The organism is Pseudomonas sp. SHLD1 (genome assembly GCF_028640935.1).
Taxonomy (GTDB): Bacteria; Pseudomonadota; Gammaproteobacteria; order Pseudomonadales; family Pseudomonadaceae; genus Chryseomonas; species Chryseomonas aestiva.
Genome location: NZ_JAQZAD010000011.1, coordinates 94810 through 115465, shown reverse-complemented (window position 1 = coordinate 115465; position 20656 = coordinate 94810). Strand labels below are relative to the sequence as shown.

The 20656-nt window shown below is 62.8% G+C and carries 25 protein-coding genes, 1 tRNA gene and 1 pseudogene; 4 read left to right on the top strand and 23 right to left on the bottom strand.

Annotation, left to right across the window (positions count from 1 at the left end):
- Positions 1 to 8: 8 nt before the first annotated feature.
- From PVZ77_RS03785 to PVZ77_RS03700, 18 genes and pseudogenes are all read right to left on the bottom strand, one after another.
- The gene (locus PVZ77_RS03785) at positions 9 to 2312 is read right to left on the bottom strand and encodes a tail fiber protein (RefSeq protein ID WP_273809893.1); all 2304 of its coding nucleotides are present in this window, start codon (positions 2310 to 2312) and stop codon (positions 9 to 11) included.
- Entirely contained in the window at positions 2312 to 2878 is a 567-nt protein-coding gene (locus tag PVZ77_RS03780; RefSeq protein WP_273809891.1) for a phage tail protein I, read from the bottom strand. Before PVZ77_RS03780 ends, PVZ77_RS03785 begins: the two co-directional genes overlap by 1 nt.
- The gene (locus tag PVZ77_RS03775; protein ID WP_273809890.1) at positions 2871 to 3773 is read right to left on the bottom strand and encodes a baseplate assembly protein; all 903 of its coding nucleotides are present in this window, start codon (positions 3771 to 3773) and stop codon (positions 2871 to 2873) included. Before PVZ77_RS03775 ends, PVZ77_RS03780 begins: the two co-directional genes overlap by 8 nt.
- On the bottom strand, positions 3770 to 4114 hold the full coding sequence (locus tag PVZ77_RS03770; protein WP_039976470.1) for a GPW/gp25 family protein: 345 nt from the start codon (positions 4112 to 4114) through the stop codon (positions 3770 to 3772). Before PVZ77_RS03770 ends, PVZ77_RS03775 begins: the two co-directional genes overlap by 4 nt.
- A complete protein-coding gene (locus PVZ77_RS03765; protein ID WP_273809888.1) occupies positions 4114 to 4671 on the bottom strand; it encodes a phage baseplate assembly protein V in 558 nt (185 codons plus the stop codon). Before PVZ77_RS03765 ends, PVZ77_RS03770 begins: the two co-directional genes overlap by 1 nt.
- 85 nt (positions 4672 to 4756) lie before the next feature.
- Positions 4757 to 6094 carry a hypothetical protein gene (locus PVZ77_RS03760; protein WP_273809886.1) on the bottom strand — a complete coding sequence of 446 codons (1338 nt, stop codon included), beginning with the start codon at positions 6092 to 6094 and terminating at the stop codon, positions 4757 to 4759.
- Between the two features lie 25 nt (positions 6095 to 6119).
- A complete protein-coding gene (locus PVZ77_RS03755; RefSeq protein WP_273809884.1) occupies positions 6120 to 6572 on the bottom strand; it encodes a phage virion morphogenesis protein in 453 nt (150 codons plus the stop codon).
- Positions 6565 to 7095, bottom strand: coding sequence for a phage tail protein (locus PVZ77_RS03750; RefSeq protein WP_273809882.1), 531 nt, complete (start codon positions 7093 to 7095; stop codon positions 6565 to 6567). Before PVZ77_RS03750 ends, PVZ77_RS03755 begins: the two co-directional genes overlap by 8 nt.
- Complete coding sequence (gene lysC / locus PVZ77_RS03745; RefSeq protein WP_273809880.1) at positions 7092 to 7349, bottom strand: Rz1-like lysis system protein LysC; 258 nt, start codon at positions 7347 to 7349, stop codon at positions 7092 to 7094. The genes PVZ77_RS03750 and lysC overlap by 4 nt, the downstream gene beginning before the upstream one ends.
- Positions 7273 to 7626: pseudogene (locus tag PVZ77_RS03740) on the bottom strand (Rz-like lysis system protein LysB); the annotation flags it as partial. The pseudogene PVZ77_RS03740 and the gene lysC, both read right to left, overlap by 77 nt.
- Positions 7623 to 7829: a hypothetical protein gene (locus tag PVZ77_RS03735; protein WP_273809878.1), complete on the bottom strand. Its 207-nt coding sequence runs from the start codon at positions 7827 to 7829 to the stop codon at positions 7623 to 7625. The gene PVZ77_RS03735 and the pseudogene PVZ77_RS03740, both read right to left, overlap by 4 nt.
- A complete protein-coding gene (locus tag PVZ77_RS03730; protein ID WP_273809875.1) occupies positions 7826 to 8650 on the bottom strand; it encodes an N-acetylmuramidase domain-containing protein in 825 nt (274 codons plus the stop codon). The genes PVZ77_RS03735 and PVZ77_RS03730 overlap by 4 nt, the downstream gene beginning before the upstream one ends.
- Positions 8647 to 8961: a phage holin, lambda family gene (locus PVZ77_RS03725; RefSeq protein WP_273809874.1), complete on the bottom strand. Its 315-nt coding sequence runs from the start codon at positions 8959 to 8961 to the stop codon at positions 8647 to 8649. The genes PVZ77_RS03730 and PVZ77_RS03725 overlap by 4 nt, the downstream gene beginning before the upstream one ends.
- Before the next feature lie 12 nt (positions 8962 to 8973).
- Positions 8974 to 9198 (bottom strand): tail protein X, encoded by a 225-nt coding sequence (locus PVZ77_RS03720; RefSeq protein ID WP_273809873.1) that lies wholly within the window; start codon positions 9196 to 9198, stop codon positions 8974 to 8976.
- Complete coding sequence (locus tag PVZ77_RS03715; RefSeq protein WP_273809871.1) at positions 9198 to 9659, bottom strand: head completion/stabilization protein; 462 nt, start codon at positions 9657 to 9659, stop codon at positions 9198 to 9200. Before PVZ77_RS03715 ends, PVZ77_RS03720 begins: the two co-directional genes overlap by 1 nt.
- 101 nt (positions 9660 to 9760) lie before the next feature.
- Complete coding sequence (gene gpM / locus PVZ77_RS03710) at positions 9761 to 10465, bottom strand: phage terminase small subunit (protein ID WP_273809868.1); 705 nt, start codon at positions 10463 to 10465, stop codon at positions 9761 to 9763.
- A 3-nt stretch (positions 10466 to 10468) separates the two neighbouring features.
- A complete protein-coding gene (locus tag PVZ77_RS03705; RefSeq protein ID WP_273809866.1) occupies positions 10469 to 11485 on the bottom strand; it encodes a phage major capsid protein, P2 family in 1017 nt (338 codons plus the stop codon).
- 28 nt (positions 11486 to 11513) lie between these two features.
- Positions 11514 to 12359 (bottom strand): GPO family capsid scaffolding protein, encoded by an 846-nt coding sequence (locus PVZ77_RS03700; protein ID WP_273809865.1) that lies wholly within the window; start codon positions 12357 to 12359, stop codon positions 11514 to 11516.
- 154 nt (positions 12360 to 12513) lie between these two features.
- Here PVZ77_RS03700 and PVZ77_RS03695 point away from each other — a divergent pair, with 154 nt between their 5' ends.
- Both PVZ77_RS03695 and PVZ77_RS03690 read left to right on the top strand, forming a co-directional pair.
- On the top strand, positions 12514 to 14301 hold the full coding sequence (locus PVZ77_RS03695) for a terminase ATPase subunit family protein (protein WP_443218058.1): 1788 nt from the start codon (positions 12514 to 12516) through the stop codon (positions 14299 to 14301).
- Positions 14301 to 15293 carry a phage portal protein gene (locus PVZ77_RS03690; RefSeq protein ID WP_273809864.1) on the top strand — a complete coding sequence of 331 codons (993 nt, stop codon included), beginning with the start codon at positions 14301 to 14303 and terminating at the stop codon, positions 15291 to 15293. The genes PVZ77_RS03695 and PVZ77_RS03690 overlap by 1 nt, the downstream gene beginning before the upstream one ends.
- Here the strand turns inward: PVZ77_RS03690 and PVZ77_RS03685 are convergent, their stop codons facing one another.
- From PVZ77_RS03685 to PVZ77_RS03670, 4 genes are all read right to left on the bottom strand, one after another.
- Entirely contained in the window at positions 15294 to 15866 is a 573-nt protein-coding gene (locus PVZ77_RS03685; RefSeq protein WP_273809862.1) for a hypothetical protein, read from the bottom strand. It abuts the gene before it with no gap.
- Positions 15841 to 16293 carry a helix-turn-helix domain-containing protein gene (locus PVZ77_RS03680; protein WP_273809861.1) on the bottom strand — a complete coding sequence of 151 codons (453 nt, stop codon included), beginning with the start codon at positions 16291 to 16293 and terminating at the stop codon, positions 15841 to 15843. The genes PVZ77_RS03685 and PVZ77_RS03680 overlap by 26 nt, the downstream gene beginning before the upstream one ends.
- A 6-nt stretch (positions 16294 to 16299) precedes the next feature.
- Positions 16300 to 16803 carry a hypothetical protein gene (locus PVZ77_RS03675; protein WP_273809858.1) on the bottom strand — a complete coding sequence of 168 codons (504 nt, stop codon included), beginning with the start codon at positions 16801 to 16803 and terminating at the stop codon, positions 16300 to 16302.
- A 1150-nt stretch (positions 16804 to 17953) separates the two neighbouring features.
- Positions 17954 to 18027 (bottom strand) — tRNA-Gly (locus PVZ77_RS03670).
- A 134-nt stretch (positions 18028 to 18161) separates the two neighbouring features.
- Between PVZ77_RS03670 and PVZ77_RS03665 the strand changes: the two genes are divergently transcribed.
- Together PVZ77_RS03665 and PVZ77_RS03660 are read left to right on the top strand one after the other, a co-directional pair.
- Positions 18162 to 19223: a M4 family metallopeptidase gene (locus PVZ77_RS03665; RefSeq protein ID WP_273809856.1), complete on the top strand. Its 1062-nt coding sequence runs from the start codon at positions 18162 to 18164 to the stop codon at positions 19221 to 19223.
- A gap of 12 nt (positions 19224 to 19235) precedes the next feature.
- Positions 19236 to 19571 carry a protealysin inhibitor emfourin gene (locus PVZ77_RS03660; RefSeq protein ID WP_017640065.1) on the top strand — a complete coding sequence of 112 codons (336 nt, stop codon included), beginning with the start codon at positions 19236 to 19238 and terminating at the stop codon, positions 19569 to 19571.
- Positions 19572 to 19574: 3 nt separating this feature from the next.
- On the opposite strand, the gene PVZ77_RS03655 is transcribed toward PVZ77_RS03660, so the two are convergent.
- The gene (locus tag PVZ77_RS03655; RefSeq protein ID WP_273809855.1) at positions 19575 to 20606 is read right to left on the bottom strand and encodes an MBL fold metallo-hydrolase; all 1032 of its coding nucleotides are present in this window, start codon (positions 20604 to 20606) and stop codon (positions 19575 to 19577) included.
- Positions 20607 to 20656: the final 50 nt, after the last annotated feature.

The following is a 20656-nucleotide window of genomic DNA, read 5'->3' as shown; positions in this document are numbered from 1 at the left end:
TGGACTCCTCAGTACTTGATGCAGGCCAGCAGGGCCAGGTTGCGCGGACGGGATTCATTGCCGCCGGATGTGCCGATGATGACGGAGTGGGTGTGCGAGCCCGCGGTGCTGGTGGTCATGGTGACCGTGCCATAGCGGTTTTCGTCGCCGAAGATGGAGTTGTCGTTGTTGCCCAGCTGGGCGCCGTCGTTGTTCCAGGTCATGGTGTGGTTGTGCGCGCCTGCCGTGCCGGTGGAGGCAGGGTGGTCGTGCAGCAGGTTCTGGCTGGCCTGGCCACTGGCGAAGGCCCGCCCACTATCCACGCCGCGACCGTCGTCCCAGCCGCGCAGGAACTCGCCCCGGATGTCCGGTAGGTTGAAGGTGGTAGAGCCATCACCGGCGCCGAAGGTGGTGCCGATCGCCGCGAACAGGGTGGCGTACGTCGTCCGGCTGACGGCGGCGCCGTTCGCCTTGAGGTAGCCCGCAGGGGCGCTGCTCATGGCGAAGAAGTCGATGGCGCCGGCACGGTCGCCGATGGCGTTGAGGACGTAGGCCGTGGAGGCCGCGTTCACGCTGCGATCACCTGCGCCCACGGTTTGGACTTCCACGCCGTGGGGCATGTAGCCCTTGCCGGTGGTGAGGTTGAAGGTCAGTGGGCGAAGGCTGTTCAGGTCGCCGTAGGGGCTGCCCTTGGCTGTAAACAGCAGATAGAGCCCGGCGCCGTCGTTGCGCCAGAAACTTCCGAAGTCGCCCCCGATCAGGCGGTAGCTGCTCCAGGACGTTGTCTGCACCTCGCCGAAGAAGCGCTTGTTGCCGTTGATACTCTGATCGCCCTCACTGGTGAGGATCTGGCCGGAGCGTCCTGCAGGCAGGGAGGCATTGCCGAGCTGGACCTCGCCCGCGGTAGAGATACCGAGCCAGCCGATGCGGCGGTCCTTGGCTGTATCACCTGGCGGCGTGTAGTAGAACCGCGCGCCCCAGCCACCGGCGCCGTCTTGTACGCCCTGGTAGGACAGCACGGTATAGCCGCCGCTGTTGGCCATCTCCAGGGATACGTTGCCGGTGGGCTCCTGGTTCTGCAGGTAGACGTTTTTCCAGCCGTTGGCGGCGGACTTGCCGGCCATCCAGTGGTAGATCTCGGTCGCAAGATCAGCAAACCGGCCACCTGTAGCCACTTTGGCCAGCTGGTCGGCGAAGGCGAATTCCCGCCAGGGGTACCAAGTGGTGTCGTGCCGCACGCGAACGAAGGTGCGGCCGCGGCCGCCTGTGCTACCGAAGATCTCCGTGGCGAACTGGGTCAGGCGAGCATAGGGCCCGGCCAGGCCGTGGGTGAAGACCTCGAAAGCAACCTGGGTGGTGTCGCCTGCCCCCGTTACGGGCCAGTTGTAGGTGGCCGAGTTGGACGCTGCGCCTTCGCAGCGCACCAGCCCCCCGAAGGGCGCATCGTTGAGGTTGAGGGTGTTGTTCTGCACCGGGGCATAGCCTGCCAGGCCATAGGCTGCCATCACAGCCTGTACGAACGCGGTGGTGGCGATCTGAGTCGTGTTGGTGGCGATGCCTGCAGTAGGCGCCTTAGGAAGGCCCGACAGTGTCGGCGACTCGCTGTTGGCTTTGAGCCCCAGCGCCGCGGCCATATCGGTGGCGTAGTTGGGGTTGTTGCCCAGGGCGGCCGCTAGCTCGTTGAGTTGGTTAAGCGCTTCGGGCGAGCCATTCACCAGCGTCGCGATTGCGGCCTGGACGAAGGCCGTGGTGGCAATGCTGGTGTCATTGTCGCCTGCTGCCGGTGTTGGCGCGCGTGGGTCACCGAGCAGCACTGGCGAGTTGAGCGGCGCTTTGCTGTCGTCGGTGATGGCGATGTTGGCCGTGCCGTCGAACGGGACGCCGTTGATGGTCCGGGCGGTGGCCAGCTTGGCAGCGCTGACCGCCTGGCCAGAGCCATTGCCGGTACCGCCGTTCGCGACGGGCAGAAAGGTGGTGGCGGCGATGGCGCGACCTTTCTTGTCGAGGGTGACGCCGCCATAGGTCCCTGCCGCGACGCCGGTGTCGGCCAGGGTCACGGTTAGCGACAGATCAGCGCTGCCGTCGAAGGTGCCGGTAGCGGTGGCGTCGCCGGTGAGTTTGACGGCGCGAGCGGTGGCTAGCTTGATAGCCAGTGCGGCCGTGCGAGTACCGTCCAGGATTCCGTCGATACGGGCTTTGAGCCAGCGGGTGCGGTTGGCCAGTTGCAGGCCTTGGCGGTTGGAGAGCCCTTCGGGGCCGCCGACTACCGGATCGGTTTTCTCGATCTGGTAGACGCCATCCTCCCACTGCTCTTTTTCGGTGAGGTTCGTCATCAAGCGACTCCGTAGGTAAAGGTCCCGTCGTAACGGAAGGTGCCGCTGTGATCGTTGAGCGCAGCGGTGAAGTTGAGGGCAATGAGCTCGCAACGCGCGGGGGCGACGTCGGCGAGGGTTTGGCGGATCCGCGCGGCCTGCGCCACGCTGATGGGCTGGGTGACGTACACGCTGTACTTGGCCCAGTGCTCGTCGTGGCCGTAGAAGTTGTCGCCGTTGTAGGTACGGCTGGCGTCGTGGAGGCCGCCCGTGGCGCCCTCGATGAGGGTGAAGGCCTCGGAGCCGAGCAGGTTGGTCAGGGCGCGGCGGACGGCGCCGCGGGTGCCCTTGTGTCGGTGGACGGTGACGGAATCCGCGATGATCTGGCGCTTGGCGTTTTCGCCCCAGTTGACGTCCCAGTCATCCACCGAGACCGCCCAGGCCAGCCAGGGCAGCACCGCGGCCGGGCACTTCCAAGGGTTCCACAGATCGCGGATCGGCACCGGCAGCGCATCGATGCCGGCACCGCTGGCAGCGATCGCCCGCTCCAGCGGCAGGCTGTTGGGTGGCAGCAGGACGCTACTCATCGGTGCCGCCCTGGGGCAGGGTGATGCCCGTGCAGTAGGCGGCCTGGTGCTCGGCGACCTCGAGGTCGGTGGCCGGGCTGGTCAGGATGACGTTCTGCACGCCGCTCTGATGCAGCGCGGCGAACAGGCCCGAGCGGGAGACGTCCTGGCCCATGGCGTGGCGCTCGGACACGTAGGCCGTCGCCTTGGCCAGGGCCGCGGCTTGCACGACGGCCATATCCGGGCCGCTGTAGAAGACCAGGGTGGCCGCCACCTGGTAGGGCAGAATCTCGGCGGCGACCACTTCGACGGTGTCGCAGAGCGGCCGGACGTCTTCGTCGTTAAGCGCCGCGGTCACGGTGGCCAGCAACGCGGCGCTCGGCGTGCCGTTGCCTTCGGTACTCAGGACGACGACCCGCACAGTGCCCTGGATAGGGCGCAGGATGGCCACGTCCTTGACTTGGGCTGAGGCGGACAGCGCGTGATAGCGGTAGGCGTTGCGCGGGCCGGCGGTGGTGAAGCCTTCCAGGGCGAGCTGAGTCCGGTACCGCAGGCGCTCGTCCGTCTCATAGACGGCGGGGATAGCTGGGGTGACGCTGGCGTCGGTAGGCGTCACCAGCAGGCGCTGGACGCCGTACCAGGCGGCGACGTTCTCCAGGTCCGCACCGGTGGCGTAAGCCAGCATCACCGCCTTGGCGCCATCGTTGATGCGTTGACGGAGGATGAGCTCGCGGTAGGTGTTTTCCTGGAGCAGCTTGTTCAGCGGCTGCGACTCTAGCTCCAGGCGCGCGGCGATGTTGGCCTGCTCGGCTGCCGGGTACAGGCTGACCAGGCGGGCCTTGCGGGCGGCCAGCAGGGTCTCGAAGTCCAGGGACTCGACGACGTCGGGCAGCGGCAGGAGGGAAAGGTCGATCATGCGAGGCCTCCAAAGACCAGGGGGGCGCGCAGGCTGACGGCGGCGTTGGTAACGGTGCTGTAGCCCTCCAGGTCGACGAAGGCCTGGCCCGGGGCGTCGCCTAGGGTGAGCGCGATGCGGGTGAGGTTGAGCCGCGGCTCCCAGCGCATGAGGGCGATCACGGCCACGGCCTTGGCCTGCAGCGCAGTGGCGTCGTTGAACGGCTGATCGATCAGGCTGAACAGGTCGCAGCCATAGGGGCGGCGCATCACGCGGGTGCCGATCGGCGTGGTGAGTATGTCGCCGACCGACTGCTGGAGCTCCTCGAGCTCGGTGACGGCCAGGCCCGTTTCGCGGCTCATCATGGAGAGGGCGCTCCGGTCTGGGCGTTGCCGACCTGGACGCCGCTATGGGGGTGCTTGACCAGGCTGATGCCGGCGGCGACGACGTCACGGGTCACGGTCACCAGGCCGTCGATGTCCACGTCGCCCTGCAGCGTGAAACCGCCCGGGGCGACAATCTCGACCCGGCCGCCGGCGGGCAGGGTGGCCAGCAGCTGGTGGGCCGCGCTGTCGTACTCGACGACGGTGCCGTCCGGGTAGGTGCGGCGGTGCAGGCCAGCGCGATCGCCGTTGGCAGGGATAAGCGCGCTGAACAGGCCGGTGATGGCGATGCCCTGGGCGGTCTGACCGCTGGGGCTGAGGACCAGGACCTGCTCGCCCACGGTGGGCGGATCCCAGTCGCGGGTGGTGCCGGCGCGCAAGGCGGCCCAGGGCAGCCAGCCGGTCAGCAGCTCGCCGCTCTGAACCCGAACGCGGGCAGGGCGCTTGTCTTGGAGACTGCCATGGTCAACCTCGGCAACGGTGCCGAGGCGGATCAGGTTCTCGATGAGGCGGGAGAGGGCGGCGATGTCAGTCATGCCGCGGAGGATGGCGCTGGAAGAAGTGAGATGCAGCAGATCTAAGTTGTAGCCAGCGTCGCTACAAATTTTTGTAGCCTCATCCTTATGACGAGGATGGTGCTGATTTTGGAATGTTTTTACCTTTCGTCACGATCTTTCCGGTACCTAGCGGAAATTCTATCCTTTCCGCACTTCTGATCATTGCTGCGGCTAACTGTTCTGCTGGGTGCATTATTTCTTCGTTTTTACTCTGATGCTCAGTAAACAGGCCGTTGGTCATTGCGTTTAGCAGCGTCTCTGGAATTTGGCCTTCTTTTTTATCATTCCACTCTAAGCACATTTCAATTGCGACATGAGCGCGATTTAGATCCCGGCTAAACTTTTGGTAGTCAAGTTCTACGTTCGCTGCTTTGTTAGTCCACTGGCTCTGATATCTTATTAAGTAGACAATACTTGATATGAATATAAATGAGCCGCCAAAGATCTTTGCAAATGCAAGCCAGGTTGTGTAATTATTTTGAGGGGCTTGGGCGCTTAACTCACTTGCGGCCTTTGTTAAAAAGGGGAAGGATGAAAAGTGAGCAGTACCGATTGTGATATTAATTAGTCCAAAAAAAGCAATAATTAAAGATAGCAAAAGAACGGTGAGTCGTCCCCTGGCAACCGAGCGAGAGAACTCAAAGGACTCGGCTTTCTCTCTTACGTCTACAAGAACGTTGGCAGTAGTTGCTCGCCTGGTAGTAGTATTATCTGCGTCGTTGACTGCTTGTTCTCTAGCCAGTAACAGATCGTCTTGTATCCGATATTTTTCTTCGAGCTGTTCTGATTGTAGTTTGTAGTCATGGCTCAGTTCGTTCAGCCTGGCTTCAGTCCGTTGTCTTTCAGTAGCAAGAAAATTCTCCTTTTCTATATCTAGTGCTTTCCGATATTCAAGCTGGTCTTTGGTAATGTCTGACGATAATTTTTGTAGTTGAGCTAAGACCTCGCTTCTCGCAGATAGGTTATCTGGGTCATTAGTTAAAAAGTGTGGGTGTTGTGCAGTGCTAGATATTATTATTTCATTTAATCTGCTTACTGCTATTGCGTCAGTTACTGTGTAGCCGGGAGCCCCGTATGAAGTCGATTCATTTAGAATTATATGGTCTAGCGAGCCTTCTTCTGATCGCGTGTAGGAAAGAGTATATCTGCGCTCTCTTGGTATTACGGAAATCCTAATTATAGAATGCGATTGAGAGTTTGAGAGATGCTCATAAATGTCCTTATGATTGTTGAGGTCGTCGTCTAGGTTGTCTTTGGATATTATGAAGGACAGGTTGCTTCCAATGCTGATTGATATATGATCAACATCTAGCTCTGCTGGTGTTGTCTTACCAGTCAAAAGATCTGTAAAGATTTCCATTAATTGGAAATCGTATAGGCGCGGTATTGGAGTCTTTGACATTGGTGGCCTCCCTGCAGAAAGCTATCTAGATATTCTGAAATCCATCGATTACGAGACTACGAAGCTCGTTTAGATCTTCGCCCGTCAATCCTAGTATACGTCTTTGAGAATATCTAACCTCAGGGGCTCCGCGCTCGGCGCGGTCTTTCAGGCCGTACTGGTGGACGCGGGCGATGCGGGAGACGCGGCCGGCGAAGCCGATCACCGCCTGTTGCGGCGTGCCCTTGGCCTTGATGTAGCGGGCCATCTTGAGCTTCTCGAACATGCGCCGCTTGATGCGGCCTTTCTTGCCGCGCAGATCCCGGGGTTTGCGCGCCTCGAACGGCGAGCCGTCCGGGTTCACCTGGGCACGAATCCGCTGTTGCTGGCTGCGGCGCAGCTGCTGGGCAGCCTTGCGGGCCAGCTGTGCTCGGCCGCGGCCATCCAGCTTCTGCAGCAACGGCGAGAGCCAGGTCTCCAGCGCCTCGAGGTCAGCCACGGCTGCGGCCTGGGTGCGGCGTTTCCAGGGCCAGGGCGTCGCCGGCGGATCCCGATTGCCATTCGGCCAGCAGCTCGCCATCGGCGAAGACCTGCCAGGTGCCTGGCTCCTGGTACTCCGTGCAGGGCCGTTCCGGTGCGTGCTCAAGCTGGTAGGTGTCGTCCGGCTGGCGTTTCACGACCACGCGTTCGGTGAGGGGCAGGGTGATCGCCAGGTCCACCTTGGAGTTGTCCAGGATGTCGGCCTCGAAGCCGATGCCCTGGGCGGACTTGTCCAGGTTGGCCAGCAGCTCGGACTGGTTCGTCCGGACCCAGGCCAGCAGCGGCAGCATCACGGCGTCGGGGTGGCCGGCGAAGTCGGTCAGGATGATCTGCAGCTCGTAGCCGTACTCCCAGGACAGGCTGGCCGCCGCAGTGCAGCGCAGTTTGCCCTTGTCGATGAAGACCAGCAGCCGGTCAGGGCTGTGGCGCAGCTCCGGCACGGCGGCGAGCAGGTGAGCGCGCAGACTCTCGGGCTTGTTCATGGGCGGGCCTGCTGGGCGTCATAGACCATATCGACCTGGGCGGCGCAATCGGCCCAGGCAGCTTCCAGGGCTTCGCTCTCGTCCAGGAGCTCGCCGTTATTGCGCGGGGCGGTCGACGGCAGCTGGCAGCGCGTTACCACCGGACAACCACTCACGGTAAGCCGTGGCACCGGTGAGGACGGGCCGCTGGCGCAGCCGGCGAGCAGCAGCAGGCAGAGGCTGGCCAGCCCAAGCTTTGAGGTCGGCGTTTTCATCTTCGAGCTCCTGAATCCGGCGCTTGCGGACATCGATCTCGCGGCGCAGGTCTGTCTGGGTTGTCTGCAGCCAGGCCTGGGCGGCCCGCTGCTCGGTAAGGGTGTCGGTGAGGCGGTCGCGCTCGCTGGTCAGTTGGGTGACCTGGTCCTCGGCGGCCTCGCGCTTCTGGTTGGCCTGCTCTATGCGCAGGCTCTGCGCATAAAGGGTCACGCACAGCACCGCGATCGTGGCGGCCAGAGACAGCGCGAAGAGTGCTTTTTCCTTCCAGCTGATCATCGGCGGTACCAGCCAGCACGGCCCATGGCCGCCTGGTCCAGGTGCTCGAGGTCACCCATCACGACGACGGCGCGCACCCCGGGCTTTGCAGCCTGGATGGCTTCGGCCAGGTGCTCGGCGTCCTCGATCGACGCACCGGCCGGCAGGACGAAGACGTCGCCGTCTACCGGATTGATGCGCTGCGCAGCATCCATGGCGATCATGCGGCGTCCTTAGCCGGGGCGGCGGCGCTGTAGCGGGCGAAGGCGCGCTCGAGCTTCACGTCGTAGAGATTGCGAGCGTAGGCCGGGCCGTTATAGCCGCGAGCGAAGTCGGCCCATTTGCCAGCCTTCAGCGCCTTGAGCAGCGCGGGCTCCGCCTTGACGAAGCGGACGAAGGCCTCGAGCTGCTCGGCCTCGCTGGCCTGCATGCGGGTGACGAAGTCCTGGACGCTGGCATAGCCGAGGTTCTGCCAGTGGTAGCCCATGACCTGGAACAGGCCCCAGCTGCACGACTCCAGCGCGCAGGCCTCGTCGATCTGGCGGGCCGAGGTCAGACGCTGCCACTCGGCTGCGCCGCCGGCGTAGCCGCCGGGCTTCGGGTTGATCAGGTTGGGATTGAGCGCAGCCAGGCGATCGGGCTCGGCCTGGCCGTGGGCCTTGACCAGGCGCTGGTAGAAGACGTGGCGCTCGAACAGGATCACCACCCGACCGTTGTCCAGGAAGCCTTCGCCCTTGGACTCGACCTCATTGACCGCCTGAACGGCCGCGACGGGGACGCCCAGGGTCTTGGCGGCGCCCTCGAGGTCGGCGTAGCCCAGGTGCAGTGGGTCGCGCTTGCCCAGCAGGGCGGCGTAGGTCTTTGGGCCGGCGATGCCATCGGCCACCAAGCCGACAGAGCGCTGGAAGGCTTCAACGGCCTGCTCGGTGCCCTCGTCGTAGTCGCCGTCCAGGTGGACGGTGAAGCCGGCCGCGGCCAGGGCTTTCTGCAGGTCGCGCACGGCCAGGCCGTGGGCGCCGATGATCAGGATCTTGGGCTGGTTCATTGCGTTTCCACCTTACGTTCGACGAAGCGTTTAGCCGCGGCGCGAGTACCCTCGACGCCCAGCAGACCGATGATTCCGCCCCAGAAGGGGCCAGTGCTGGCAGGGATGCCGAGCAGGGAAAGGCCGTGGCTGGCGGCCAGGGCCAGGGCGCCACAGAGCGGAGCCTCGAGCAGCACGCGCCGCAGGGTGCCGCCGCTGTAGGCGATGCGGAGTGCGGCGATGACGCCCGCCACCATCGCGGCGTAGAGGGCGGGCCAGTTGTGTTCGAGCCAGGCGGCGAACCAGGCCCAGGAGTCAGGACGGTCAGGCATGATGTTTCTCGTCTAGTCCCAGAGGCTGACCGGCTGCTGCGCGACAATGCCGGCAGAGGCCTGGGTGGGGGCGTCTGGCAGGGTGATAGGGGTGCCGATCGGCAGGATGGGGCCCAGCTCGGCCAGGCCCGGGTTGGCTTCGAGCGCGGCCTCGGTGACGTCCTGGGTGCGCCCGTAATGCCGCAGGCAAATCCGGTCCAGGGTGTCGCCTTGCTGGGCGCGCACGACAGTGGCCATCAGATGAGCTCCACGGTGGTCCGGGCCAGGCCCAGGAAGTCGCGGATGGCCCAGCGCTGATCGCGCCGGTACTCGTCGATGGTGGGGGTCAGCGCCTCAGCGTCCTTGTCGCCCTTGGCGGTGCTGTCATAGCTGCGGTACCGCTCGGCCACCTCAGCCGCGGAGGCAGCATCGATCGCACGCAGGTAGAGGTGGGCACGCTCTCTGACGCCGTCGACCAGTAGCCCGGGCACGGCGGCCAGGGTGGCGTAGCCGCTGGTGGCCTGGGCGAAGCGGTAGCCGGCGAGCTCGCGGTTGACGGTGATGGCTGCGGCGATCACGGCGGCCTTGAGCTTTTCCGTGCTGACGCTGCTGTCGATCCGCAGGCGCGCGCGGACCTGGTCCAGCTCGATCGCCGGCCAGAAAGGGTCGGACACCACCTGACCGCTGGCGACGGTGCCGCCTGCAACGAATCCGCTCATGGTGCTGCTCTCGAATGGGTCGCCGGTGGTCGGGGCTTCACGGTCCAGGCTAGGCCAGGCCGATCCGCCCCGAGCCGGCGGGGTTGCGGGGGACCGCTCGGTTAGCCGCCAGGGGCGGCATGTTTCTTGGCCAGGCGCTCGGCCCGTTCCAGGTCTTTCTTGCCGCCACAGCGGTCATGCAGGCTGATGGCGCGCTGCAGGGCGGTGATGCCGCGGGCCAGCTGGCCTTCGGCGCCTGGGCGTTCGTCGTCGATGCCCTCCATGTACCCACGACCGATGGCGAGGAAGAGCTTGGCGCGCGCCTCGTCGGGCATGTCCTGCGCGACGGTGAGGGCCTCGGTGTAGAGCAGCAGCTCCGGCTCGAACGGCTGACCGGCTTTCTGGGCGTTAAGGGCGGCGGTGGCCACCTCTTCAGCGATCAGGCAGCCAGTGGTCCGGGCGAAGCGATCCGGCATCAGCAGACCGTGCTTGAGCACGTAGGCGGCGATGTGGAGCGCCCCCCAGAAATCGCCGGCGTCGATGCGCCAGATCATCACGGTGACCAGCACCTCGTCCTGGGCGCCATTGCCGCCCTCGAGCACGCCGCTGACATAGCCGGCATAGGCGCCGAGCAGCTGCCGCTTGAGCTCGGCCTTGGCCTGGGTGGATTGCACCTGCTTGAGTCGCAGCCGGTCCTGCAGCAGCTGAGCCAGCTGCTGCTCGTACACGGTACGGCCCGCCATGCTGTCGGCCGGCCCTGCGGCCGCAGCGGCGGCAAGCGCCGCAGCCACGGCCACGAAGTGGCTTTTTGCGGGAGAGGAGGCCATGGCTTACACGCCCGTCACGATGTTTTCGACCAGGCAGCCGAAGCCGTAGTCCTCGACCACGTAGGCGTCGTTGCTCGACTCGTAGTTCTCGATGCGGTTTTTCTCCGGGGCTTCCTTGACGAAGCGACGGCGGCCACCGGTCTGGTAGTAGATCGCCAGGTTCTGCAGCGAGGTGATGAAGAGCGCGTTGTCCGGGATGTACGGGACCTCGATCGGCTGCAGGCCGCCCATCCGGCGCTGGGCCAGAATCAGGTCGGTGGCCAGCTTCTCGGAGGCAGCTTGCTCCTTGTTCACCAGGGGGAAGTACTTGTCGTGGACCAGGTCGCGACCCACGATCACCACCAGGCCCGGATCCTTGCGGTACCAGGGGTCGATCAGGTTGCTGACCGCATCGAACACCAGGGCATCCAGGTTGTTGTAGTCGGCGTCGGCGCCGGTACCGATGACGATCTTGCCGGCAGCCTTGCCAGCCTTGAGCACGCGCTGGGCGGCGTTGTTGCGGTACTGCTGCAACCAGCCGATGTTGACGTCCTGGAGCAGCGGGTTGGTGGCGCGGTTGGTGGTGGCTGCGGCACTGGTGCCGTTGAAACCGACCATCAGGCGATCCAGGGCTTGGCGCTTGACGATGGCGTCACGCAGGCGCGCCTGGAAGTCCGGAAACTTGGCCCAGGCATCCAGCAGCGAGTAGGGGATCGCGGTGTCAAAGTCGGTCTTCTCGCACTTGTAATCCTGCTTGTCGGTGCTGGACACGTCGCGGGGATTCCGGCTGGCCGAGCCGCTGGTGTCGGTACGGCTGGCGATGGTGCCGGACACGCCCAGACCGACCTTTTGGCCGAGCAGCTCGTCGACGCCTATGATGTTGATCTTGCTCAGGAAGTCGCTGGACTCCTGGATGCGGGTTTCCAGCTTCTGCTGGACGGTGGGGTCGACGGCAAAGGTCGCGTGAGCCGAGGACACGCCGCTCAGGGCAGCAACTTGGGCCAGGTAGGCGGTGTACAGGACGCGGGTATCGTTACGCATGGATCTCTCCGGGAAAGTGAACGGCTGATCAGCAGTCGGTCAGGGTCTTGCCATCGCCGCCGGTGACCGGAGGACGCTTGGTCTGGTTGGGGTCTTGGGTCTGGCTGAGCTGCACCTGCAGGGCGGTGAAGTCGGTCTGCAGCTGGGCATGCTTGCCGGCCAGCTCGGTGAGAGCGGTTTCGGCATTGGTGAAGCGGCTGTCCTGCTCGCGGACGTGCTCAGCCACGGCGGTGACGGCAGCGCCGACCTGAGCGAATTCGCCTTCGATGTGCGCATCCTTGCCCTTGAGCAGCTCCTGGACCTTGGCGAACAACTTGGCGCCCAGACCGGGTTTGTCCTCGACCTCGGCGAATGTCAGGGCGGTCTCTTCGGCCACGGTGAAGAGATTGTCGGCGTGCTGCTTGCGGCCCGCGTAGGGATGGCTGGACGGATTGGCCGCGGCGAAGGACAGGACATCGGTACCCAGGCTGGCCGGGCTGTCGGTGATGCCCAGGCCGACCAGGTAGGCGGCGCCGGTATCGGCGAACTTGGGCGAGATCTCGATCGAGGTGTAGATCTTCTGCTTGGCCTTGTTCAGGGCCACCAGGTCGGCGGTGGGCTCGATCTGGGCAAAGAGGGCCAGCTTCTTCTGGCCGTTGATCTCGACTTCCTCAGCCTTGACCGCGATCACGTCGCCATAGGCCTTGAAGGGGCTGTCCGCCACGCTGCTGCGAATGTGCTCCATCCAGATGCGGGCGCCATAGGTGGCCGGGTTGTAGCTGGCCGCGGCTTGCTCGATCCAGACACGTTCGATCTGACGGCCATCGCTGGTGGCGCCTTCGACGGCGACACGGAAGAAAGGGGAGCGGAGTTTGGGGGTCTTGGGGTCGGCCATGCCGGGGATCCTCAGAGGCTTAGCGGGAGTGCTTGGGCGATGAGGGGCATGGTCGGGACGCGCGCGCGTCCCAGCAACGAGAGGGAGTTGTAGCGACGCGCTGTACAAATCCGCGCGCTATGGAGGAGGGGCCGAGGGCGGCAGTCTGGCGGCCATGAAAAACCTACCTGAAACCGACCCTGCGCCTGTCCCGTCCACCGAACTGCTGATGGACGTGCGTCGACGCGCCAAGCATCTGTACTGGATGGGCTGGCGGGTGACCGAGATCGCCGAAGCAATCGGCGAAAAGGAAAAGACCGTCCACAGCTGGAAAACCCGGGACGAATGGGATCGGGCGGACAACGTCGAGCGAATCGGCGGCGCCCTGGAGGCGCGCCTGGTGCAGCTGATTCTCAAGGACGGCAAGACCGGCGGCGACTTCAAGGAGATCGATCTGCTCCATCGCCAGCTGGAACGCCAGGCGCGGATCCAGCGCTTCCAGGGCGGCGGTACCGAGGCCGAGCTCAATCCCAAGCTGGACAACCGCAATGCCGGGCCGAAGAAGAAGGCGGCGCGCAACGAATTCACCGAGGAGCAGATCGAGGCCCTTGAGAGCGCCTTCCGCGACCAGTGCTTCGGCTACCAGCTGGACTGGTACCGGGCAGGCCAGCAGCGGACCCGCGCCATCCTCAAGAGCCGGCAGATCGGCGCCACCTACTACTTCGCCCGCGAGGCCTTCCTGGATGCCCTGATCACCGGGCGCAACCAGATCTTCCTCTCGGCCAGCAAGAACCAGGCGCATATCTTCAAGGCGTATATCCAGGCCTTCGCCCGGGAGGTCTGCGGCGTCGATGTGACGGGGGACCCGATCATCCTGGCCAATGGCGCCGAGCTGCACTTCCTGGGTACCAATGCCCGCACTGCCCAGGGCTACCACGGCAACTTCTACTTCGACGAATTCTTCTGGACGTTCCGCTTCGAGGAGCTGAACAAGGTGGCCAGCGGCATGGCCATGCAGAAGCAATACCGTCGGACCTACTTCTCGACGCCGAGCTCCATGGCCCATGAGGCCTATACCTTCTGGACAGGCGAGCGCTTCAACAAGGGCAAGCCCGTCGCCCAGCACCTCAAGCTGGACGTCTCCCACGAAGTCCTGCAGGAAGGCCGGCTCTGTGAGGACCGGATCTGGCGACAGATCGTCACCATCCTGGACGCCGAGTCCCGCGGCTGCGACCTCTTCGACCTGGAGGAGCTCAAGCTCGAATACTCGGCCGAGGCCTTCCAGAACCTGCTCATGTGCCAGTTCGTCGACGACGGCGCGAGCATCTTCCCGTTGGCCATGCTGCAGCCTTGCATGGTGGACAGCTGGGTCGAGTGGGCCGAGGACTACAAACCCTTCGCCACCCGGCCGCTGGGCGAACGCCCGGTCTGGGTTGGCTATGACCCGGCCGAGACCGGCGACACCGCCGGCCTGGTGGTGGTCGCGCCGCCGCTGGTACCGGGCGGCAAGTTCCGCGTGCTCGAGCGCCACCAGTTCCGCGGGATGGACTTCGCCGCCCAGGCCGAGGCGATCCGCCAGGTCTGCCAGCGCTACTGGGTGACCTATATCGGCATCGATGTCACCGGCATGGGCAGCGGCGTGGCCCAGCTGGTGCGCCAGTTCTTCCCGAACCTGACCACCTTCAGCTACTCGCCCGAGGTCAAGACCCGCCTGGTGCTCAAGGCCTACGACGTGATCAAGAACGGCCGGCTCGAATTCGACGCCGGCTGGACCGATGTCGCCCAGTCGCTGATGGCCATTCGCAAGACCACCACCGCCAGCGGCCGGCAATTCACCTACACGGCTGGACGCAACGACACCACAGGCCACGCGGATCTCGCGTGGGCCCTCTTTCATGCCCTGCACAACGAGCCGCTGGAAGGGCAGACCGCCCGCAATACCGGCGTCATGGAGATTTTCTGATGAGCGAATCCACCGAGCTGGCCGTTTCGACGCCTGGACCTATCGAGGCCTTTACCTTCGGCGACCCCATGCCGGTACTGGAAGGCCGCGAGGTCTTCGACTATCTGGAATGCTGGTTCAACGGCCGCTACTACGACCCGCCGCTATCGCTCGACGGCCTGGCCAAGGCTACCCGGGCCAGCGTCTATCTGGACTCCGGGCTCAAATTCAAGCGTAACATGCTGGCCCGCACCTTCATCCCGCATCGGCTGCTGAGCCGCGCGGCGTTCGAGCAGTTCGCCCTGGACTGGCTGTGGTCCGGCAATGCGTACCTGGAGCGCCGGCAGTCGCGCCTAGGCACGCCGGTCAGTCTGCAGCCGGTGCTGGCCAAGTACATGCGCCGCGGCGAGGACAATCGCTTCTTCCAGGTGCGCGGGTGGCGAGACGAACACGAATTCACCCCGGGCACCATCTGCCACCTGCGCGAGGCCGACATCAACCAAGAGATCTACGGCATGCCCGAGTGGCTCGCGGCCATGCAGTCGGCCTTGCTCAACGAGTCGGCCACGCTGTTCCGCCGGAAGTACTACAACAATGGCAGTCACGCCGGCTTCATCTTCTACATGACCGACCCGGCGCAGAAGGAGGAGGACATCGACAACGTCCGCACCGCGCTGCGCCAGTCCAAGGGGCCGGGCAACTTCCGCAACCTCTTCGTCTATGCCCCGGGCGGTAAGAAAGACGGCATCCAGCTGATCCCGGTCAGCGAGGTGGCTGCGAAGGACGAATTCAACTCGATCAAGGGCATCACCCGTGACGACATGCTCGCCGGCCTGCGGATCCCGCCGCAGCTGATGGGCATCGTGCCGCAGAACGCTGGTGGCTTCGGCTCGATCCGCGATGCCGCTTTGGTCTACGCCGCCAACGAGCTGGAGCCGCTGCAGGCTCGCCTGGCCCAGGTTAATGAGTGGTTGGGCGAGGAGGTCATTCGGTTCCGTCCTTACACGGTGTGATCACCCTTCGCTTTGAGGCGCCTTGACCTTTCTCGTCCGCTTTTTTGACTGTTTGATTTCCAAACTAGCCTGCTGCTCCTGAAGTTTGGCTAAGCGGTTCTCTTCATCCTTTTTGGCTTCTGCTGCCGCTGCAGGATTAAAGTCTGCAGCAGGCAGGAACCAAATGCCATGCTGTGCTCTGGCAGTTAGATTGGATACCATCTCTCGAATTGCGCCATAGAGTATTCCATAGCCGGTCGCTCTCACCGCTCTAAAACGCTCTTCGCCATGAAGCTTATCGGTTTTATAGCGCATGTAAACGCGAGCGTGGATTTCAACTTGGTACGGCAAGCTAATATCTTCTTCTTGATCCTTTTGAAGAAGATTCAATTTTATGGCAAAAATAAAATATCTAGGATCTTCAGCAGAATCTAGATCGTAAGAGAGATTGGTCGAGCGAACAAATTTTGTCCCTTTGAATTCGTATTCAAGTTGGCAAAGCGCTGGGGATAAATCTCCGCTGTAGTTATGGTTTGTCGATACTTTGATGTCGACAAATTCTACCTTATCAACTGAAAGCTGCGAAGACTTCATCAGTAGTCATCTCCGAGTAAAAGATGTCGTCGTTGCCAGCTGCATAGCGAAGCTGCTCGGTTCCAGAAAAGTGGGTCCACTGGTCCTTGTCGCCAACGTAAGCAACATCTTCGAACGACTGGAGCTCCGGGCGCTGCTGGAAAGACGGGACCAAGCAGGGCCTTTCGCGTGGAGCAATATCAAGAACAATTTTTTCCTCGACAGCTCCTGCGAGAAGATAAAGCGTTTCTATTTTTATATTTTGATCACCACGGAGCAACCTAGAAACGTTCTGTTCGCTAACTCCAAGTCTCTCAGCGATGTCGATATTTTTAATATTCTTCTTCGCCATGATTCTTCTGATCTCAAAAATTGGTGCGGATCTCCATAGAAGTCCGTAATTTTCGAGATCCTCTTTCACCTTGATGGCAATATCAGAATTTTTCATGGGCGTTCACTTTTCCAGCTTGAATTCAGTTGTGGCGAGAATGTCCTTTATCGCCGACTCTGCGTAACTCTTTACTTCATCGCTCGTGGGCATTTGATCCTTATGATCGTATTGAAGTATAAAAATAAATTTCCCGTGCGCTGAGCTATAAGGGTAGAGGTATATCCTATCTTTCTTCCCGTGTTTCAGTTCGCGTAAAATTTCATTGCTGCGTTGATGTTTGAAAGAATGTGCTTTCTTATAGGTAATTATACTGTTATTAAAAAAAGCTGCGAAGTCCTCTACGCAGACCGCACGGAATAACGTATCAAGCATGGCTGATACGTATCTCTTCTTTTGGCCATCTACTTTTCCTACTAAAGAGCGTAGGAGGTGACTTTTATCAGCTTGACCCGAAGCGGGCATGATCATTACCGGGGTCCAGATTTGCCCGTCGTTGATCGCGGGCGGCTGGCCAGTGAAACCCGCCTTCTCCCATAGGTACGTCCTTGTCAGTGTCTTCAGCTTCATGCACCACCTTAACATGCAGGTTAACCCGCCATGATCTAGATATCAAGAATGACGGGTAGTTCACAGCATAGCGTCGGTCGGGGTCTGACACGAGGTTGCCTGTCTGTCTCTGGATACCGCTAAAGGAGCGTCAAGGCCATGCGGGATGGCGAGTGTGTTCGATGGTCTGCGTCAGTGGAGGCTGATCCAAGGTCATCCCAACGCTACGAAGGTGCAGGGCATCGTACGAAAGGATATCAGACAGTCTCGGGTAGCAATTCACCCACCGTTTTGTGATGAGCTTGAGCTTTGAATGCTCTAGCCCCGAGGAGCCTTGAACGCTGAGTCGTTGCCATGGGATCCATGCTTAAGAGGGCGCGATCAATGCAAACGGCGAACCGCATACGAGAGGTTTTCGCTCGCTAGGGGGCTACTGATGGTAGCGGCGCATCGGACGGAGCACGCCACCGAAACAGGGCGGAGCTTTAGCAAGCGCGCGCCGTCGTCCCCCCGCCACGCCCGCGGTCTAAATGTGTCGCTTTTTCTGCAGCCCTGCACCCGGCCCCATCCCGCGCCGCTACTGGGGCTGTACGGGCGTTGGCAGGCCTGGAAAGCCCTGCGAATCCCTGCACCACCCCCCATTTTTTAGACGGCCGAGTGCAGCCCTGAGCCTGTCCAGCGCTCAAGTACTTTTTCAGGTCGGCGAAAAAAGTAGGTTACTGAGGTTAGGGGGGTGGCCTGACAGGGCTCCAGGCCGCGTCGTTGCTGGGTTTCGTCGGTAACCTGGGCGAGGTTACTTCGGGTTACTTTCGAGGTTACTTTTTTCAGAACCTCTCTAGATCAAGGGTTTCAGGAATCAGGAAAGTAACCTGTCTAGAAAGTTACTAGTAACCTCAAGTAACCCGAAAGTAACTTTTGGCAAAACCGCTGGAAGCCACGTCCTGCAAGGGATAGAGAGGGTTCAGGAAAAAAAGTAACCTCAGTAACCTACTTTTTTCGCCAACCTGAAAAATTGCTTTCGCTATCGGGGGGAGGGATTCACGGCCGAGGCTCTCGCCGTCACTCTCTAACGCTCTGCCAGTCTCTCCGCCACTTGAACGGATACGGACCCCAAAACGGCCCCCAGCACTTCCGCGTAACGCTGATACAGCCCTGAAAGCCGCATGAAATCTGGAGCGGGCGAAGGGAATCGAACCCTCGTCATGAGCTTGGGAAGCTCAGGTAATGCCATTATACGACGCCCGCGTGGGGTGCCTTTGTACCAGAAGCCTGGCTCCGGGTGAAGAGGCGGGAGTCGTCTGGCTGTTTCGTGGTCCAACGGACAGGACCGCACGCTGCGGTGATCGGGGACCTTTGTCCCCCAGAGGAGGAGGGCGCGCATGTCTCGTAACCCGGGCACCTACCAGGGGGTGATTCCCCCCTACATTCTTGGCCGCATCATCGATCATGGCGACGAACACCAGCGTTCCTGCGCCCTGACCACCCTGAGTCATGTCCAGAGTCTGCTGCACAATCCTGGTCGCCCCGGAGTGCGCCAGGCGCCGGTCGGACCACTGCCGCGTACCGATGACGCCAGTCCGCAGCGCAGCATCTTCGATGCCGGCAATGCCATGCAGCTGCCCGGGCGCCTGGTGCGCCAGGAGGGACAGCCGGCGCTGAGCGACGTGGCGGTGGACGAGGCCTACGACTACCTGGGTGCCACCTTCACCTTCTTCAACGAAGTGTTCGGGCGTAATTCCATCGATGGCCAGGGCCTGCCGCTGGCCGGTACCGTCCATTACGGGCAGGAATACCAGAACGCCTTCTGGAACGGCGAGCAGATGGTGTTCGGCGATGGCGACGGCGAGATCTTCAACCGTTTCACCATCGCGCTGGACGTCATCGCCCACGAACTGGTGCATGGCGTCACTGAGAGCGAGGCGGGGCTGGTGTACTTCAACCAGTCCGGCGCGCTCAACGAGTCGGTCTCCGATGTCTTCGGCATCCTGGTCAAGCAGTACCAGCTCAAGCAGAGCGCCGACGAGGCGGACTGGATCATCGGCGCCGGGCTGCTGACCAAGAAGATCAACGGCAAGGGCCTGAGATCCATGGCCGCGCCCGGCACTGCCTACGATGATCCGACCTTGGGCAAGGACCCCCAGCCCGGGCATATGCGCGACTACATCGAGACCCGCGAAGACAATGGCGGTGTCCACCTCAACTCGGGTATTCCCAACCGGGCCTTCTACCTGGCGGCGATGGCCCTGGGTGGCCATGCCTGGGAAAAGGCCGGGCCGATCTGGTATGACACCCTCTGTGACAGTCGCCTGGCCAATGATGCGGACTTTGCCGCCTTCGCCCGCCTGACGGTCTCCAACGCCGGCCGCCGCTTCGGCGCCGAGTCGGCGGAGGTAGGCGCCGTCCAGGAAGCCTGGGCCGGCGTGGGCGTCACCCCTATCTAGAGGAATATGGCGATGCGCGAACTTCCCCCGCTGGGCAAGGACACCGTGGTGCGGCTCTCGCGGCAGGGGGGCTTCGCGCCCCTGCATGCGCTGAGCAAGCCGCGGGAGATCGAATTCGGCCAGTACGACAGCGCCCAGCGCGGGCGCATCTGCTCGGTGCTGGAGCGCTGCCTGCCTGAGTCCGGCGAACCGACCCAGGTCGGGCGCGGCGATCAGCGCTACTTCAAGGTGGAATTGCGCTTTCGCCCGCAACCCGCCGAGCAGGAAGACGAACTGACCCTGCTGATCCCCGAAGATCGGGCGCCCAGCGAGCTGGTACGGCTCTGGGACAAGGGCCTGGTGGAGTAGTCGCTAGGGCACCGACCAGACCTCGCCCGGCGCCAATGTCCTGAAGGCCTCGTCCGCCAGGCCATGCAGGGCGCGGGCATGGGCCAGGTCGCGGGGCGGAGCGAATTGCCCTTCGTCGCTGAGGGGAAAGGTGCCGAAGTGGATGCCCAGGCTGCTGGCCGCGCCCAGCGCCTGATGGGCGCGTACCGCATCGTCGGGATTCAGGTGGCTGTCCTGCATGAACCAGCGCGGTTCGTAGGCGCCGATGGGCAGGGCGGCGAAACGCGGTGCGCCCAGGCGTTCGCGGATCTGCGCGAAGTGCGGGCCCCAGCCGGTGTCGCCGGCGAAATAGACCGGTCCGCTTGGCGCTTCCAGCACGAAGCCACCCCACAGCCGCCGATTGGTATCGAAGCGACTGCGCGCCGACCAGTGCTGGCCCGGCACCAGGTGCAGGCGCAGGCCGTCCCTGAGTGGCAGACTCTGCCACCAGTCTAGTTCGCTGACGGTGACGAAGCCGGTCTCGCGGCGGATCAGCTCGGCGTTGCCCAGGGGCGTCACCACCGGCGTCAGGGGCGCGCGCTCGGCCAGGCGCCTCAGCGTCGCCAGATCCATATGGTCGTAGTGGCTGTGGCTGACAAAGATCAGGTCCAGCGGCGGCAGGTCATCCAGGGCCACGCCAGGTGCGTGATAGCGTCGGGGGCCGATGAAGCTGAACGGACTGACCCGCTCCGACCAGACCGGATCGGCGAGGATATTGAGGCCCTGATGCTGGATCAGCAGGGTGGCGTGGTTGACGAAGGTCACCCGCAATTCGCCGCCCTCGACCCGGGCCGCTGGCCGCGTCGGCACGGCCGGTTCTTCCTGCCAGGTCCACTCGGGACGGGTGCGGGTGAACTGCCATTTCAGCAAGGTCCAGAGACTCTTGTCCTCGCGCGGCGCCAGGTTGTGGAAGCGCTCGCCGTCGAAGTGGTCGGAGCGTGGGCCTTCATAGGCCGAAGAGGCGCAGCCGGCCAGGGTCAGCAGGTGGATCAGCCACAGCGGACGAAAGATGCGCATGGGACCTCGGACGAATAGACTGGGCGGTCCAGATTACCCTTTGGCTAGCC

Excerpts from the sequence above, each read along its gene's own strand:
- PVZ77_RS03715 (WP_273809871.1), bottom strand. The coding sequence starts at position 9,659 with ATGAGCGGATTCGTTGCAGGCGGCACCGTCGCCAGCGGTCAGGTGGTG.
- PVZ77_RS03735 (WP_273809878.1), bottom strand. The coding sequence starts at position 7,829 with ATGATCGCCATGGATGCTGCGCAGCGCATCAATCCGGTAGACGGCGAC.
- lysC (WP_273809880.1), bottom strand. The coding sequence starts at position 7,349 with ATGAAAACGCCGACCTCAAAGCTTGGGCTGGCCAGCCTCTGCCTGCTG.
- PVZ77_RS03725 (WP_273809874.1), bottom strand. The coding sequence starts at position 8,961 with ATGCCTGACCGTCCTGACTCCTGGGCCTGGTTCGCCGCCTGGCTCGAA.
- gpM (WP_273809868.1), bottom strand. The coding sequence starts at position 10,465 with ATGGCCTCCTCTCCCGCAAAAAGCCACTTCGTGGCCGTGGCTGCGGCG.
- PVZ77_RS03720 (WP_273809873.1), bottom strand. The coding sequence starts at position 9,198 with ATGGCCACTGTCGTGCGCGCCCAGCAAGGCGACACCCTGGACCGGATT.
- PVZ77_RS03665 (WP_273809856.1), top strand. The coding sequence starts at position 18,162 with ATGTCTCGTAACCCGGGCACCTACCAGGGGGTGATTCCCCCCTACATT.
- PVZ77_RS03660 (WP_017640065.1), top strand. The coding sequence starts at position 19,236 with ATGCGCGAACTTCCCCCGCTGGGCAAGGACACCGTGGTGCGGCTCTCG.
- PVZ77_RS03655 (WP_273809855.1), bottom strand. The coding sequence starts at position 20,606 with ATGCGCATCTTTCGTCCGCTGTGGCTGATCCACCTGCTGACCCTGGCC.
- PVZ77_RS03705 (WP_273809866.1), bottom strand. The coding sequence starts at position 11,485 with ATGCGTAACGATACCCGCGTCCTGTACACCGCCTACCTGGCCCAAGTT.
- PVZ77_RS03785 (WP_273809893.1), bottom strand. The coding sequence starts at position 2,312 with ATGACGAACCTCACCGAAAAAGAGCAGTGGGAGGATGGCGTCTACCAG.
- PVZ77_RS03780 (WP_273809891.1), bottom strand. The coding sequence starts at position 2,878 with ATGAGTAGCGTCCTGCTGCCACCCAACAGCCTGCCGCTGGAGCGGGCG.
- PVZ77_RS03770 (WP_039976470.1), bottom strand. The coding sequence starts at position 4,114 with ATGAGCCGCGAAACGGGCCTGGCCGTCACCGAGCTCGAGGAGCTCCAG.
- PVZ77_RS03765 (WP_273809888.1), bottom strand. The coding sequence starts at position 4,671 with ATGACTGACATCGCCGCCCTCTCCCGCCTCATCGAGAACCTGATCCGC.
- PVZ77_RS03760 (WP_273809886.1), bottom strand. The coding sequence starts at position 6,094 with ATGTCAAAGACTCCAATACCGCGCCTATACGATTTCCAATTAATGGAA.
- PVZ77_RS03700 (WP_273809865.1), bottom strand. The coding sequence starts at position 12,359 with ATGGCCGACCCCAAGACCCCCAAACTCCGCTCCCCTTTCTTCCGTGTC.
- PVZ77_RS03690 (WP_273809864.1), top strand. The coding sequence starts at position 14,301 with ATGAGCGAATCCACCGAGCTGGCCGTTTCGACGCCTGGACCTATCGAG.
- PVZ77_RS03775 (WP_273809890.1), bottom strand. The coding sequence starts at position 3,773 with ATGATCGACCTTTCCCTCCTGCCGCTGCCCGACGTCGTCGAGTCCCTG.
- PVZ77_RS03695 (WP_443218058.1), top strand. The coding sequence starts at position 12,514 with ATGAAAAACCTACCTGAAACCGACCCTGCGCCTGTCCCGTCCACCGAA.
- PVZ77_RS03675 (WP_273809858.1), bottom strand. The coding sequence starts at position 16,803 with ATGAAGCTGAAGACACTGACAAGGACGTACCTATGGGAGAAGGCGGGT.
- PVZ77_RS03750 (WP_273809882.1), bottom strand. The coding sequence starts at position 7,095 with ATGAACAAGCCCGAGAGTCTGCGCGCTCACCTGCTCGCCGCCGTGCCG.
- PVZ77_RS03685 (WP_273809862.1), bottom strand. The coding sequence starts at position 15,866 with ATGAAGTCTTCGCAGCTTTCAGTTGATAAGGTAGAATTTGTCGACATC.
- PVZ77_RS03730 (WP_273809875.1), bottom strand. The coding sequence starts at position 8,650 with ATGAACCAGCCCAAGATCCTGATCATCGGCGCCCACGGCCTGGCCGTG.
- PVZ77_RS03680 (WP_273809861.1), bottom strand. The coding sequence starts at position 16,293 with ATGAAAAATTCTGATATTGCCATCAAGGTGAAAGAGGATCTCGAAAAT.